This window comes from Streptomyces sp. NPDC005483 (assembly GCF_040606035.1).
In the GTDB taxonomy this organism is placed as follows: domain Bacteria; phylum Actinomycetota; class Actinomycetes; order Streptomycetales; family Streptomycetaceae; genus Streptomyces.
This window is the reverse complement of record NZ_JBEXEA010000026.1, coordinates 1-14,398: the sequence shown is the minus strand read 5'-3', so window position 1 is coordinate 14,398 and position 14,398 is coordinate 1. Positions and strand designations below refer to the sequence as shown.

At 64.4% G+C, this 14,398-nt stretch carries 16 protein-coding genes; 6 read left to right on the top strand and 10 right to left on the bottom strand.

What is annotated here, in order from left to right; translation table 11 throughout:
• Positions 1-175: 175 nt before the first annotated feature.
• From ABZT06_RS36530 to ABZT06_RS36485, 10 genes are all read right to left on the bottom strand, one after another.
• Positions 176-1,549, bottom strand: coding sequence for a tyrosine-type recombinase/integrase (locus ABZT06_RS36530; protein ID WP_355751216.1), 1,374 nt, complete (start codon positions 1,547-1,549; stop codon positions 176-178).
• Positions 1,546-1,740, bottom strand: coding sequence for an excisionase (locus ABZT06_RS36525; protein ID WP_355751213.1), 195 nt, complete (start codon positions 1,738-1,740; stop codon positions 1,546-1,548). Before ABZT06_RS36525 ends, ABZT06_RS36530 begins: the two co-directional genes overlap by 4 nt.
• Positions 1,737-3,017: a replication initiator gene (locus ABZT06_RS36520; RefSeq protein WP_355751210.1), complete on the bottom strand. Its 1,281-nt coding sequence runs from the start codon at positions 3,015-3,017 to the stop codon at positions 1,737-1,739. Before ABZT06_RS36520 ends, ABZT06_RS36525 begins: the two co-directional genes overlap by 4 nt.
• 154 nt (positions 3,018-3,171) lie before the next feature.
• Positions 3,172-3,420, bottom strand: coding sequence for a SpdD protein (locus tag ABZT06_RS36515; RefSeq protein WP_355751207.1), 249 nt, complete (start codon positions 3,418-3,420; stop codon positions 3,172-3,174).
• Positions 3,421-3,445: 25 nt separating this feature from the next.
• On the bottom strand, positions 3,446-3,640 hold the full coding sequence (locus ABZT06_RS36510) for a hypothetical protein (RefSeq protein WP_355751204.1): 195 nt from the start codon (positions 3,638-3,640) through the stop codon (positions 3,446-3,448).
• Positions 3,641-3,656: 16 nt separating this feature from the next.
• On the bottom strand, positions 3,657-3,848 hold the full coding sequence (locus tag ABZT06_RS36505; RefSeq protein WP_355751201.1) for a mobile element transfer protein: 192 nt from the start codon (positions 3,846-3,848) through the stop codon (positions 3,657-3,659).
• 265 nt (positions 3,849-4,113) lie between these two features.
• The gene (locus ABZT06_RS36500; RefSeq protein WP_355751198.1) at positions 4,114-4,740 is read right to left on the bottom strand and encodes a DUF2637 domain-containing protein; all 627 of its coding nucleotides are present in this window, start codon (positions 4,738-4,740) and stop codon (positions 4,114-4,116) included.
• Positions 4,741-4,827: 87 nt separating this feature from the next.
• Positions 4,828-6,207 (bottom strand): FtsK/SpoIIIE domain-containing protein, encoded by a 1,380-nt coding sequence (locus ABZT06_RS36495; protein ID WP_355751195.1) that lies wholly within the window; start codon positions 6,205-6,207, stop codon positions 4,828-4,830.
• Positions 6,207-6,563, bottom strand: coding sequence for a hypothetical protein (locus ABZT06_RS36490; protein WP_355751192.1), 357 nt, complete (start codon positions 6,561-6,563; stop codon positions 6,207-6,209). Before ABZT06_RS36490 ends, ABZT06_RS36495 begins: the two co-directional genes overlap by 1 nt.
• Before the next feature lie 154 nt (positions 6,564-6,717).
• Positions 6,718-7,503, bottom strand: a complete 786-nt coding sequence (locus ABZT06_RS36485) for a GntR family transcriptional regulator (protein ID WP_355751189.1) — start codon at positions 7,501-7,503, stop codon at positions 6,718-6,720.
• 107 nt (positions 7,504-7,610) lie between these two features.
• Between ABZT06_RS36485 and ABZT06_RS36480 the strand changes: the two genes are divergently transcribed.
• From ABZT06_RS36480 to ABZT06_RS36455, 6 genes are all read left to right on the top strand, one after another.
• Positions 7,611-8,018, top strand: coding sequence for an NUDIX domain-containing protein (locus ABZT06_RS36480; RefSeq protein ID WP_355751186.1), 408 nt, complete (start codon positions 7,611-7,613; stop codon positions 8,016-8,018).
• Positions 8,019-8,064: 46 nt separating this feature from the next.
• Complete coding sequence (locus tag ABZT06_RS36475) at positions 8,065-8,490, top strand: ATP-binding protein (RefSeq protein WP_355751183.1); 426 nt, start codon at positions 8,065-8,067, stop codon at positions 8,488-8,490.
• Complete coding sequence (locus ABZT06_RS36470; RefSeq protein WP_355751456.1) at positions 8,490-8,867, top strand: hypothetical protein; 378 nt, start codon at positions 8,490-8,492, stop codon at positions 8,865-8,867. Before ABZT06_RS36475 ends, ABZT06_RS36470 begins: the two co-directional genes overlap by 1 nt.
• A 607-nt stretch (positions 8,868-9,474) precedes the next feature.
• Complete coding sequence (locus ABZT06_RS36465; protein ID WP_355751180.1) at positions 9,475-10,983, top strand: HD domain-containing protein; 1,509 nt, start codon at positions 9,475-9,477, stop codon at positions 10,981-10,983.
• A gap of 1 nt (position 10,984) precedes the next feature.
• Positions 10,985-12,490, top strand: coding sequence for a tetratricopeptide repeat protein (locus tag ABZT06_RS36460; RefSeq protein WP_355751177.1), 1,506 nt, complete (start codon positions 10,985-10,987; stop codon positions 12,488-12,490).
• Between the two features lie 555 nt (positions 12,491-13,045).
• Positions 13,046-14,398: restriction endonuclease (locus ABZT06_RS36455; RefSeq protein WP_355751174.1), on the top strand; the 1,353-nt coding region annotated here is incomplete at its 3' end.

Below are 14,398 nucleotides of genomic sequence, written 5' to 3'. Positions count from 1 at the left end.
CCGCCCGTCCGTGCGTAGAGGCGAACCGGACGGGACTCCTGGGGCGCCCGTCCATCAGCGAGAGAGAAATCGACGCGACAGGTGCATCCAACAACCAGCGGCTTAGGAAGGGCGGCCAGTACACGACGAAGCCCCCAACCCATAAAGGCTGAGGGCTGTTCGCCGAGCGGCCCTCTTACTCGTACTCGCTCAGGAGATCTTCAATCTTGCGGTTGGCAATCTCCTGGCGCCCGTCGATGCATTTCGCATAGCGGCCGAGCAAGACCTCAACACTGTTGCCCGCCCGTTCGGCCACCTCGGTGGGGTCCACGCCGGAGTTGAGCCACGTCGATAAGGCTGAATGCCGGAGGTCGTACGGCCGGGCGGCGAGCGGCGAGGCAACCGCGGCCGGCGAGAGGGCCAGCGTCCGAGCCTCTTGCCACACGCGGTAGTACGTCGACGAGCCGACCACTCCCCCGCGCTCGTTCGTGAACAGCCGTCCGTCCTCGGCAGTGCCGAAGGTGTCGAGATGCTGCTTCAAGATGACGACGAGTTGAGGCGGTATTGGAACAAGCCGAACCTCTTCTGCAGGGCGATTCTTGAGACCGCGGTCGTCGTGAGTCTCGCCCGAGTCCGTCCACTGCTTTCCGACGCTGGGCCGCGTTCGGTTCAAAAGCGCGGTACCCCAGCCGTGTTGTGGCAGCTTCAGGTCCGCCTCGGTGAGCGCCACTGCCTCAGCCGGCCGGAAGGCTCCGTAGTACATGCAGGCGAACAGGCCTACGAGCCGACGACCGCGCGCCCGACCGTACCCGCCGACGTACGACACGGCCGTCAGCAGTGCACGTGCCTGCTCGGGGTTGGCGACCACGCGCGGGTCGACCTCACCGGCAACTTTTGGCTTCTTCCACCGAATCCGGGCCACCGGATTCTCTTTGAACTCCCCGAGGTCCACCGCGTAGTGCAGGGCATTGACCAGCGTTCGACGCTTACGCCGGACGGTTTCCGCGGCTGCAGCGGTCCCGTCGAGCTTCAGCCTCAGCGAGTCCAGGACCGCCCTTGCGAGGGCGGCATCATCGAAGTCCGCCAAGGGCCGCGAAGCTTTCGAGACCCAGCTCAGTGTGTTCGCTACGTCATCGGGCAACTCACGCTCATCAGGCCCGGGCAGGACAAACGCCCAGTTGCGGAGCGTCTTCCTGATCAGTTCTTCGGACGGCTGTCCCGGCCGGTCGTCCAAGAGAGCCATGGTCACCGTCGTCAGCGACTCATTGATCCCACTGCGCGTATTGGGAGCAGCATGGGGCCACTTCATAGCGAGGTACCGCAGAGCGAAGGCGTACCAGCTCATCGAGGCCGCTCTTTCGACCATCGAGTCAGGCAACCCGCTGACCGTGTCGAACCCCTCACCACAGTGCGCGGCCTGAAGCAGTTTGGATCGGTAGTGATCCGCCAGCCCTTTGGTTCGAAACTGCTCCGAGAACACGCTTCCTGCGACGATCCACCGAACGTCGTAGGACGGCTTCTTCGTGTTCCGCTTACGAACGCCCCACACCTTCACATCGAGAGACTTCACGCCGCTGCCTCCAGCTGCCGCAGCCAGGTGGTGAAGTCGCTCCGCCATACCCTGAGCTCTCCATTGGGCAGCTTGAACGCGGTCGGTCCATATCCCAATTCGCGCCACCGGTAGAACGTTCGGCGAGACACCCCACCCAGCTCGTCCAAGACCTGGCGGACGGTCATCAGTTCGTCTCGCTGCGAGTTCATGTCGGTTCTCCTTCCGTACCAAGGGCGGGTTCGAGGGACGCGGACAGCCACGCTTCGACCGCCGAGAGGCCGGTCCCGGCGAAGGCCCAGTGCGCGAGGACGTACGTCGTCTCGGGCTCGCTCTCGGGCTGTCCGGCCGCGGCTTGAGCACGGCGCCATTCGGCGCGGGCGGTGCGGAGGGCGCCGAGGGTGGTCGAGTAGCGGCGGGACTTGGTGGAGAAGTGGCCGCGGAAGCCGAGCATGTGAGCCCAGGCCCGGAGCCGGAGATCTTCTAACTCCTTGCGTGCGCCGAGCGTCCAGGCCGTTCGGATCAGCCGGCGGGCGTGCTCGCTGATGTCGAGCTGAGCGAGTTCGGCGAGGAACTTCAGCGGGCGGTCGAGAGCTCCCGTCGCGGTCTCGGCACCCTTGGTGGCGTACTTGGCGATGTACGAGGCCACGGCCCGCTCGGTCAGCTCCTGGCCGCCGTCGAAGTCGGCGCTGCGGATGGTGCGTACGTCGAGCTGACGGCCGAAGGTGAAGGCGTGCGGGCGGCCGTCGATGACCGGCCCGTCCACGCGGACGTTGGCAACGGCGGCTCGTATGGCGTCGGTGAGCAGCTCGGCGGTGGCCCAGGCCGGAGGCGGGGTGTCGCCGCCCTCGGGGCCGTCGATGCGGATGACTGCGTGGAAGTGGACGGCGCCGCGCTTCTGGTACTCGGCGACTTTGGCGAAGGACACCCGGCCGTACTGGCGGAACGCGCGCTGTGAGACTCCCCCGCGCTTGGCGACTTCCCGGCGCAGGTAGGTGGAGAAGCGGCGCCAGAGTGGACCGGCGTGCGCGTTCCAGAGGACAGCGGCTTCGTAGTCGTAGGTGTCAGGGTTGAGCGGGGTTCCGAGGATGTCGTCGTCCTGGTCGTGGCGGGCACCGCAGCGGCAGGCGCGTCCGCTGGAAGGGCGGTTGTGGACCGGGCCGAAGCTCGGAGCGGTGAAGGTGGCGAAGACGCGGGGGTGGGTGGCGACGCGTTCCGGGGTGCCTTTGCCGCCGCGCAGTCCGGAGGTGATCAGGTGGAAGGTGTCGCGGCGGTAGACCTCGGCGCAGGCCTGGCAGCGGGTCGCACGGCGGTTGTTGCACCGCACCAGGAGGTGGCCGGCGGGGAGGTCGGAGGAGTCGAGGCGGTGGAGGGCGTTGCCAATCTCGCCGGTCCGGGTGTTCACGTCGTACTCGGTGCGGTGGCCGTCGAGGCGGATGGGGTGGGTGCAGCCGCCGAGGCTGGAGAGTTGCCGCAGCAGGCCCGGCATGGTGCCGAGCGCGGCCAGGTCTCCGAGTTCGGTCAGTGGAGGCGGCGTGGCGCGGGTGATGATGGCTTTCTCCTTCTGGCTTCGGTCAGGAGGGGTAGGGCCCCCGGGGCGGCGGATGCTTGGCGGTATCGAGGCCGTCCCGGGGGTCTGTTGTTCAGCGGCGGGTGTGGTGGTCGCGGAGCATGGAGCGCAGGACGACGGCGGCGATGGCCACGGAGATGGCCGTTATGGCGACGGCCGCCAGGAGCGCGGTAAGGACCACGCCGCCCACGAGCAGGGCGGCGACCGCCTCGTTGTCGATGGAGATCGGCGGAAGCGAACGCCGCACGGGCGTCGGGTCGGCCGGGGTGTGCGTGTGCGAGGACGGCGGAGTGGGGCTGTCCGGGTACTTGGGCAGGAACACGGCAGGGCTCTCCTTATCTACTCGTCTAGTTGTGTGAGCCGTTTATGACGTCCACTCCGGAGCGCGTGCCGGAGTCGATGGCGGGTGCCAGGAAGGTGCGCGAGAGCAGGAAGCCAAAGAGGGCGATCACGACGACGATCCAGGTGCGGACGCCGAGGAACTTGACCGCTCCCCAGGCGATGAGGCCGAGGACGAGGACGAGCGGCAGGCTGACGGTCACGGTGGGCGGAGTCCTTTCAGCGGACGGGGCAGCGGTGGGTGCGGGCGGCGAGTTCGGCGGCGGCGCGGCTGTCGTAGTCGGCGGAGAAGTTGCAGCGCGGGGCCGTGCAGGCGGCGGTGTGCTTCTCGCGGCCGCGACCGTTGTAGGCGCTGGCCACCTGGACGGGGCCGATGCGGGTGACGTTGCGGAAGCGGCGGTTGGCGGTCATGGACGGTCTCCCTTTCGTTGATCGCTCACCCGACGAGGGCGAGGGCGTGTAGACAGGCGGCATGTCACGAGGAACACGAGGGCTGATCGCCTTCGGCGGGATCGCATCGATACTTGGGCTCGCATCCGCAGCAGGCCGGTGGTGGGCGGGCGCATCCTGGGCCAACGTGACCGCCATGTGCTGCTTCTCCGTGCTGCTCCTTTTGGCCACCGCAGGAATTCAGCGAGTGCGGCGGAAGAAGTAACACGTCCCGCCGAACTCCACCTCAGAGCTCCGCGGCGACGGCTTCTGCCATGGGTGCCGGGACACCGAGGCGGGCGCGCAGGGTCTGGATGTCGATGGGGGCGCCGGTGCGGGTGTGGTGTTCGGCAGCGACTTTGCGGGCGTGGTCGATGAGGGCGGCCGGGACCGGGACAGCAGGGCGCTTTGGTGCTGGCTCGACGGCCGGTCGAGGTGGCGTCTCGGGTGAGGCTTCGGGCGCGCCCTCCTGGTCCTCGATGACCTCGACATCGGTTTCTGCTGTCGTCGTCGGCGCAGAGTGCGCGAGCAGCGTTCCACCGAGGAACGCGACCGCAGGCCAGCCCGCAACGAGGATGCGGAGCCAGGCCGGCACCTGGTCCAGGTCGAGCAGTCCGGCGGTGGCGACGTTCGCGCCGAGGGAGGCAGCGAGCGCGATGACGAACCAGCACCAGCCGGCGGCTTTCGCGTCGCCGGAGCGCAGTCGGCGCCAGGCGGCGACGAGCAGCAAATCGACGGAGACCGGGTAGGCCCAGGCTTTCCATCCGTCCTGTCCGGCCGCCGAGGCAACGTCGTGGAGGTGTGCGAAGGACAGCGCTGCCGCGATGGCCGCTTGGACGAGCACCGCGTCGACACGGGCCAGTTGGGCGCGCATGCGGCGACTCCTTCCGGTTTCAGGCATGGGAGGGGCAGGGACATGGCGCGACGCAGTCACGCCGGCTGAGGAAGAGAAGGGCGCGGCTCAGTCGGTGAGCGGACGGGGCCGGACGACAGGGGCAGCCGGTGACTCGGCCGGCCGTACGGGTACGTCTGGCCGGAAGGGCTTGAGCGCGGGCAGGTCGGGGACCAGGTCCGCCGAGGCGTGGCAGATGTCCGCTGCGTCGGCGAGGGACAGGTACGGCGTGCGGATGCGGGACCAGCCGCCGGAGGTGTCGCCGGCCACGGCGAGGCCGGGGCGCTCGGGAGCGATAGCGCATGCGGCGGAGACCGCTTCCGGCGCGATGTCGCCGAGCGCCATCTTGGCGGAGGCTTCGTCGTTGACGCGGTGGCAGACGCGGCCGGTCAACTGGGCTCGCAGCATGGTCGCGCCCTTGCCCAGTTCGGCGCCGAAGCGCTGTCCGCAGACTTCCAGGTAGATGCCGGCGGCGCGGCCGAGCTGGGCGAGGCGGATGAGCTGGGTGACCATCTCGTCGCGCCGTTCCTCGTCCTTGCGTGAGGCGACCAGGAAGAGTTCGGCCACCTCATCGACGAACAGCACGACCGGCACGGGGCGTTCCTTGTCGGGCAGGCCCCAGATGTCGGAGGTGATCTCTTCGTCGGGTGTGCCCGGGGCGATGCCCTGCCGGGCCTTGATCAGGTCGTAGCGGTCCTCCATTTCCTTGACGAGCACGGGCAGGAGTTCGGCCGCCTGCTCCGAGTCGGTCGCCAGAGCGGAGAGGCGTGACGCGAACGGCGCCAGCTCCACGCCGCGTTTGCAGTCGATGCCGACGAGGGCGACGGGGTGCCGGGCGAGGCCGGCGACCAGGTGGCGTAAGTACATGGATTTGCCGGACAGCGTTGCTCCGAGGGTGAGTTGGTGCGGGATGGTCCGGTAGTCGCGTATGAAGGGTGTGGCGTCCTCCCGTAGGGCAACGGGCACCTTGAGGAAGCCGCCCCCGGCCTTCCGGGGCATCCGCACCCGCCGCAGGATGTCGAAGCCGACGAGCCGCAGTTCGACGACTCCCGGCTTGACCGTCGTGACGTACACGGCGTGAACGCCCCAGGCGTGCCGCAGGCGTTCGGCCGAGGCGGCGACGTCGGCGGGTTCCTGTCCCGGGGCGAGTCGCAGCCGAAGCCGCAGCCCGGTCGAGGTGGGCCGGATGATTCCCCGGCGGGGCGGTACGGGACGGACCTCGCGGCGGGTGGTGGCCTTGACCGCGAGGACCCGCAGTCGGGATGGTGCCACGGTCAGGCCGCAGGCTTCCATGACCGAGCCGTAGGAGCTGAGCAGCCGGGTGGTGGATATCGGCAGGCCGACCGTGGACCAGTACACGCCCGGGTGCTTGGCCCGGGTGTAGGCGGCCCCACCGCCGAGCGCGGCGACGGGACCACCCACCTCCAGAAGCGTCGTCAGGTCGGTCATCAGGCCGAGGCCCCGATGGCGGCCGGGAACGACGCGGGCGTCACGGCTGCGGAGCGGTAGGCGATGCCGTGCCGCTGCTGGCCGTTGAACACGCTCTCCCAGGGCCGGGCCACGAGCCCCGGCAGCGAGACGGGAGCTCCAAGGGCCAGGCCGTCGGAGACGCCGCTCTCGGGAACGGTGACCTTGATCAGGGACGACTCCCCTTCCTCGATGTAGACGACGCCGAGCGTCATGAGTGCCTCGCCGCTGACGGCGTCCTTTGCGATCTCGCCGGTCTGGCGGTCGCGGACTTTGGGCTCGGGTGCCTCGGTCAGCAGGATCGTCGCGGCCGAGGTCTCCACACGGATGGTGCGCAAGGTTTCTTCCTATCTACTCGTCTATACAAGGTACGGTCTTCGAACCCGATCTCCGGGAACGACAACCACCCTGCCACACAACTTGCCCACTCGTCTATACGAGTATGCCTGTTGGCGTGTACGAGTCCGAAGAAGTGGCCTCGCGCACCGCCGATCAGGTCGCCGGGAGCTGGTAGGAGAGGACGTAGGCGTCCGCAGCCATGACCGTGTCGCAGACCTCGACGGCCCGGCCCTCCGTGTCGTACGCCGTGCGGATCAGGTGGATCACAGGCACTCCGGAGGCCAGCAGGAGCGTCTTGACCTCGGAGGGCGAGGGCATCCGGGCGCGGATCTCCTCCTCAAAGTGGTCGAGGTGGTGGCCCAGCTCTTCGAGGCGGGCGTAGATGCCGCCGGGACCCGGGTTGGGTTCCGCGATCTGGGTGCCGCGCGCGATGTCGAGGGGGAGGTACGACGTGGCGAACTCAACCGGGCGCCCGTCGAGCAGGTACCGGCGCCGGCGGGCGAGTACGCGCCGTACGGACCCGAGCCGGGTGGAGATGTCCTGGCTGGCCTTCTCCTCCTTGACCTCAAGGCTGTCGACCTGCGGGTGACTGCCTGCGGCGTCGGCCTCGACGATGAACGCGGACTTGCCTTGTTCGCGGTGGCGCCGGGCGAACCGGTCGGAGGCGAGCCGCCGCACAGGTGGCCGTGGGCGCACGAACACGCCCTTGCCGTGCTCGGCGTGCACCAGGCCCTCGCCTTGGAGGACGGAGAAGGAGTTTCGAACCGTCATGCGGGATACGCCGTAATGCTCGACAAGTTCAGCTTCGGAAGGGAGCTTTTCCCCCTCCTTGAATCGCCCACGGTCGATGGCCTCGCGCAGCTGGTCGGCGATCTGGCGAAACACCGCACGATCGCTCGTGGGGTCCAGGGCACCGAGCAGGGACGGGAGTGAGGTCACGAGTACTCCTTTAGGTATCTAGACGAGTGGGCGAGTGTTGTTGCTACGGTGGAGAGCCTAGCCAGCCGAGAGGGCCGAGGAACGTGAGCACTGACCGTCCGCACTCTGTGAGCGTTGCCGGAGTCATCGTCGACGACCAGGGCCGTGCCCTTTTGATCAAGCGGCGGGACAACGGCAAGTGGGAGCCGCCAGGCGGAGTCCTCGAACGCGAGGAAACCATCCCCGAGGCCCTGCAACGCGAAGTCCTCGAAGAAACCGGCATCAAGATCGTGCTTCCCGCGACCCTCACCGGCGTCTACAAGAACATGACGGGACTGATCGTCTCTCTGGTCTTCCACTGCGAGGCCGCGGACGGCTCGCCCACCACCGGGGACGAGACCCGCGCACTGCGTTGGGCCACCCGTGAAGAAGTCACCGAACTCGCCGACGAGGCGTACGCAATCCGCGTCCTGGACGCACTCGACGCGGCATCCCCGCCGGCCATCCGCGCGCACGACGGCGTGAAACTCGTCTAGCCCGAACCCGCTGCACATGGCGGCCTACCAGCGTAAAGGAACTTGTATGCACGAGTATACGAGTGCAGCCCGGGTTTGGGGCCTCACTTGCCCAGGTTTCCCCGAAGAGGTCAGCAGAGCCCGCCGCTGGACACGCGACATCCTGCGCGGTTCCCCTTTAGCCGAAGACGCCGAACTGATCGTGAGCGAACTGAGCGCGAACGCGATCCTCCACACCGCCAGCGGACTGGAGTCAGGCAGCTTCCATCTGGCGCTTGCCGTGTCCTCGCAGGTGGTTGCCCTGTCGGTCACCGACAACGGAGGCGCCGGCGCCCCGAAGGTTGAGCACCAGGGCCAGGAGGCGGAGCACGGCCGAGGGCTGGGCATGGTCAGCGCGATCGCACACCGGGTCTTGGTCCACGACAGCGACGCCGGCCACACGGTCACCGCGGAACTCTTCACCGGGGCCCGCCCGGGAGGCCACCCGTGCTGATGGGCATGCCGCAGCGCGGCTACTGGTGCGAGTGCTGGACCGAAGACGTCACCGACGAGGAACCGCCAGAGCTCCGGGCGTGCTTCGACGCGTACTCGGCACCCCAGGCTGACAGATGGGTGGCGGTCGCACTCCGCACGATCTCACCGGCACTGGACGCCGATGCCTCCGACGAAGCCTGGGGATGGCTCTACGAGGGACGCATCCAGACCCGCCGCGCCCTCTTACGCATGCAGCCCTGCACAGTCTCAGTGACCCACGCCGACACACGCATCACCTGGACGATCCGCCCAGTCCTCTTCCTGCCGCTTGCACACCGCCAGGCCATCGAACTCCCAGCCTGTGCATACGACTTCAAGCCACAGCAGACCTACTGAGTTACAACTTTCTCTACTGGTTCAAGGCGGCTCGCTCCGCTCCCCGCGCGCGGCCCGGCCCCCGGCCGGGCCTGCGCTCCTGTCTCCGCCCCGCTCCAGCCCGGCCGGCGTCCGTGCCGCGCGCTACAGCAACCAGTCGCTTGCCGTCGAAGAAGGCCGCCTTCTAAACCCCTGCCACCTACTGTAGGCAGGTGCTCTGACGAACGTGCAGCGTTGCCTCAAGCCTTTCCTCCCAGTCGACTCGAATGTGTCGGCCGGTTAAAGCCTGACGCCCCCTCTCGCGCCTGGCCGCAACCATCCGTGCTCCTACGGCCAATTGACGTGCGAATCTTCCGTAGTCCAGCGTCCGTGTGCGCCGCAAGAGGGTCGGTGCGACGATGGTGGAGAGGGCCCCGAGCCGCGAAGCGGGCAGGCAGGCAGGCAGGGGTCTTGTTAGTCGCACGACATCCTCAATGCGGTCACTCATTTTCATCTAGCGAGGCTGGTCATGAATGACTTGAGTGGAAAGTGCCGCGAACTTTACGATTCCCTGGCAGCGATAGACCGAACCAGGGAACTCGGACGAAGTCTGCTAGATATTCATCGCGCACTTAGAGAACACTGGTCCGTGGTCTACATGCCGTGGTTCACGAAGCATAATGTCGAGCACGCCGAGAACGTAGCCAATATGGCTTTGAAATTGGCATCTAAGTTGGAAGTCGACAGTCAGGCACTCGACCTAGTCGATAAGTACCTTCTCTGCTCTGCAGCGCTTCTACACGATATCGGGATGAACGATCTCGCCAAATCGAAGAATTTGAGTGGCGAAATGACCGAGGAAGATTATGCAACCATTCGCAAGCAGCACGCAAAACGCTCGGGAGAAATGATAATATCCGATCGTTCAAAGTGGGGCCTGCCTGCGCTTGATTCGATCTTGGCTCAAACCGTCGGCCTGATCGCTCAAGCGCATGGAACCTCGGAATATGCTGAGACCATCCCTGCGCTTAAGGATTGCAAGACGGTAAAGGGAACCAACGTTAAAGCGCCAACCTTGGCAGCCATTCTACTTATGGCCGATGAGCTGGATTTGGATTACGAGCGCGCGGGTGACAAACCGGAGGCTCTCAACTCAGTTTCTGCGGCACATGACTTTAAGCATCGGTGCATCGGGTCTGCCGACATCGACCTCAGCAGCAGAGGTGAAGTAGAGATCATTTTGGAGCTCTCGATACCTGAGGAGCTCACCTCGGAAGACCGAGAAGCCATTGAGTCGTGGATAGTATCGAAGCTGCGGCGACAGATAAGCCTTGTCGAACCGCAGATCGGACAAGGGTTCCCAGGTCGCCCAGGAATAAGTCGCGCCATTAAGGTGGATTACCGCAACGTTCCCAATCAGGCCATGCCGTCTCGGGAGGCCCTCTCTATAATCCGCTCAGAAGCCGCCACTGACAGACTCATCGACCTGTCAGAATCCCTTGACTCGGCAAAAAAGGCCCTGCGTCAAGGCAGAAAACTCATTCTCCTAATTGGAGAGTGGGACCGGCTTGGGGGAGTTGATATTGATGGCAGAGAAGACCTTCTAGATGTTCTCGCCAAACAGCTTAGCGCTGACGGCACCCTTGTTCTCTCCAGTCGGAGGTTGGCCCTCAACAGTGCCGGCGAAGCATCAGATGTGCTTGAGGAGTGGGTAGAAGGCATTCCTGGCGGTAGGTACCGTTCACCAGCTCAAGCGCAACCCGAGGATACAAGACGCCGTAAGATCCTTGATCGACTTCTCCGAGGCGTCAGCGCTCTGCCCCGTGAAGCACACATTTTGCTCACCTTGTCATTCATTGAAGGAATGGATGACGACGTGAGGCGGTGGCTTTTGCAGGAGGCTCTCCCTGCCGTACAAGGCGCCGCACCTAGCAGCGCTCCCTTTGTGATTACAGCTTCTGGTCAGTTCATCGATGAAGCCGAATCACTGGAGCCCGTCATAATAGAGGTGGGAAACATCGATTTGAAAGAGGTGGAAGATTACCTAAAACAGTACGCACCAGGCCGGTGGACGAACGCGGTCTCTGGCGGAGGGCTCCGTTACAACAACTTCAAAAATATCGCTATCAACCTTGAAAAGGATCTACGAGGAGGGTGACGTGGAACGCAATATTCTGGACGCTTATGCATCCATCTTGAGCATTCCTCCAGTGTTCGACGAAGCGCTGGCCTTGGACTTTGGAACAAGTGCGCAATTCGACATCGCGCACGACACTACAGAGGCCGTGCGCCTTTTCGGGCAATTGAGACTCTGCGGCATTGTAGTTCGCGAGAACAATTTTTGCTGGAAGGTGGAAGAATCTTTCCGAAATGAGCTATTGCGACGCATCCAGAAAGAGTCACACCTGGACTACCAGAATGCCGTGAGGATATTCCTCGAACACGCGAATAATGGCTTCTCGGTCAAGATGAAAAGAGTGCTCGGTGAAAATGCTGCAGAAATAACAAGCAGAGTTTTGCGATTGGAGCTAAGCGACGCTGGCGAGGACTTCAATACTCTTGTGGAAATTGTCCAGGAGGGCGCCAGAAGGGGACGAGGGGCGGATGCCCGTTGCACTGTTAATCTTTTGAGCCAGCTTCCCTATCACCCGGATCGCGAGCGCCAAGAGAATTTCTTCGAGGCGCTTTGGTTGTGGCGCCACCACGACCGAATAGGAGCCAGGGACCACCTAGAGTGTGTTCTTGCCTATCCCCATCAGGACCTCGCTAGCGCCATATCAGCGCACTTGCTGGCTGTAATGGACATAGAACAGGGCAAAGAGCATTTGGCGATATCTCTATTGGAGAGATCCCTCTCGGATCTTGAATCCATCGACCACGAGCGGGGAAGGGCTCTTGTTCTCACGACAATGGGTCGCGCTCAGCGAGAGATAGCTACGCGGTGTCAAGCGCAAGCTGGAACTGACCCTAATAATAAGCGGGGCCACCTCAATGAGGCGGCGGAATATTTTTCTGCGGCCCACTCTAGTTTTGATGAAGCCACGCTCCTTGCAGGGAAGCTGAACGAATGGTCTAGCTTCAGTAAGGCTCGCCTTGAGCTTGCGGTCTCCTATGAAAGGGAAGGGAATTTGGACAAGGCTATTCAGATCGTAGAAGAAGCGCGGCAACGCACTCCATCAACGGATAGAGATCTGATCATAAGGGGATTGACCCAGCTAGGCAGCCTATATCGGAAACGTAACAAGTATGCCGCGGCTGCAAGTATCCTTGATGAAGCGCTCAGATTCACAGAAGGGGATCAGCCCAACTTTGAGATCGCAAAATTGCTGAATGTAATAGCAAGCGCTGAAAGAAAACAGGGAAATCTCGCCGCAGCGCGCCAGCATGCTGAAAGCAGCGTTTCATTGGGGCGTCGCCTTGGAAATGCCCGTCACACTGCTCATGCCCTGAGTAACCTGGCTGCCATAGTCGTCGATGATGCTGCTAGTGAGACGGACCTTTCCTTCGCTATTAAGTGTCTGGACGAATCGCAAGGATTCTTGCGGAGGTTGAACGACGTCCGAGGTTTGGGGATGGTAGCCGAAACGCGCGGTCGCATACAGCGCAAGGCGGGTGACCTAGAAAAGTCAAGACCGGACAACGGCCAAGGACGGGGACCGGCATAGGTCCGATTGTGTGCGGATCATCAGAACCTCGCCGACGTCACAACGCTGAGCGCCACGTGCCATAGCCGTGTCAGATGAAGAAGGGCAACCGCAGTCATCAAGGTGGCTAACGGGTGCATCCACCTACAACTCGGTTTCAAACGTAACAACCGGCGCGAGTGCACCACGGCCGCACCACAAGCGCAGTAGATCGAGCCGGGAACAGCGGGGCATCACGGTGAAAGCCACCGAGCCCAGAGGCCGTATCTCGACCATTCGTCCAGGTCAGCACCCATGCCGCCTTCAAACGATCGCAGCTCCTCACGCTGATGGCTCAGGCAGTGTGCTCACGGACTGGCCGTCCTAGCTTCCCGTGGTCGACGGCACCTCAACAGCGTGGCTGAGGCCAGCGGGAGTGCAGCGAGGCACACGCGCGCCTGCTCGGTCGGCAAGCCCGCCATCGTGGCTGACTGTCGTCGGTTGAGGTGCAGACGACCTGAGTCAACGATGCACCGTGGTCGGGCTGAGGTGACGTCCCTTACGTGATTCTGGGATGTGGAAGGGGAATGCAGCCCTGTGGCGGAGGAAGGCCAGGGGAGGGGCAAACAGGTGGCGCAACGGGGCAGCGGCCGAGGCAACGACTACCAGCGGCAGCAGCAAGCTTCAAGACGTGCCCAGGAGCAACGGGCACGACAAGCGGAGCGGGAACGCAAGACCGCTGAGACGGCCAGCAAGCGGCAGGAGCGCGAGCGGAAGGCCGCGTATCAGGAGCAGCAGGCCGAGCAGGCGCAGGTGCGAACAATCGGAGTCGAGCACGAGGTCGAGCAGCTCGGGCAGTTGCTCCGCGACGCGTTGGTGGGCGATCCGCCGACGACCTTTGAGCGCCGGCGGAGGACTCACACGCCGAAGAAGTTAGACGAGCGTCCGTGGTCTCGTCCGGAGCCTTCACCGCGCTGGGAGGAGTTCGCACCACCGGAGCCTGGTGGTCTGGCCGCTGTCCTGGGTCTTGGCAGGAAGCGCCACGAAGCTGAGGTTGCCGAAGCACGTGCGCGGTTCGGCGAGGCACAAGAGCGCCACAGGCGAGCCGAGGAGAAGCGGCTGGCAACGCTGGAGCGGAAGCGCGCCGAGCACCTCCAGGCCGAAACGCAAGCCCTCGACGAGGTGGCGACCTTCAACGGGAAGTTGGACGAGGAGCGCGAGGCGTACAGGGCCGGGGAGCCCGCGGCGGTCGAGGCCCACCTGGGGGCTGTCCTGGATGCGTCGGAGTATCCATTGGGCTTCCCCAACGAGCATCGGATCGCCTTCCGTCCTGCTACTGGTGACGTACTCGTTGAGATCCACTTGCCGCCTGAGGCGATCGTTCCCACCGCGCGGGGCTACCGGTACGTGAAGAACCGAGACGAGACCACCGTGCTGCCCCGTCGGGAGAAGGAGCGCAAGGAGATCTACGCCTCCGTCCTGGCCCAAGTCGCCCTGAGGACAGTCCACGAGGTCCTGACGAGCGATCCAGACCGGATCGTCAACGGCGTGATCCTGAACGGCCATGTGAGAACCGTCGACCGGGCCACCGGTCAGGAGGTCTCACCCTGCCTGGTGACGCTCAGCGCCAGCAGGGAGCAGTTCGGGAAGCTCCGTCTCAGTCAGGTCGATCCAGCGCAGTGCCTCAGGGGACTCAACGCTCTGGTGTCTCCCAACCCCTACGATCTCGAACCGATCCGCCCCATCGTCGAATTCGACCTGTCGAAGTACCGGCTCATGGACAGCATGGATGTAGTCGCCGGCCTGGACAGCAGGCCCGTACTGGTGAAGCTGACGCCCACCGAGTTCGAGCACCTACTGACCTTTTCGGATTGGCTTCGGATGGTCTGCGGTGAGGGTCAGTCCGGTCTCGGTGAGGCAACTGTCGATGAGTTCGGGATGGCGCTGGAG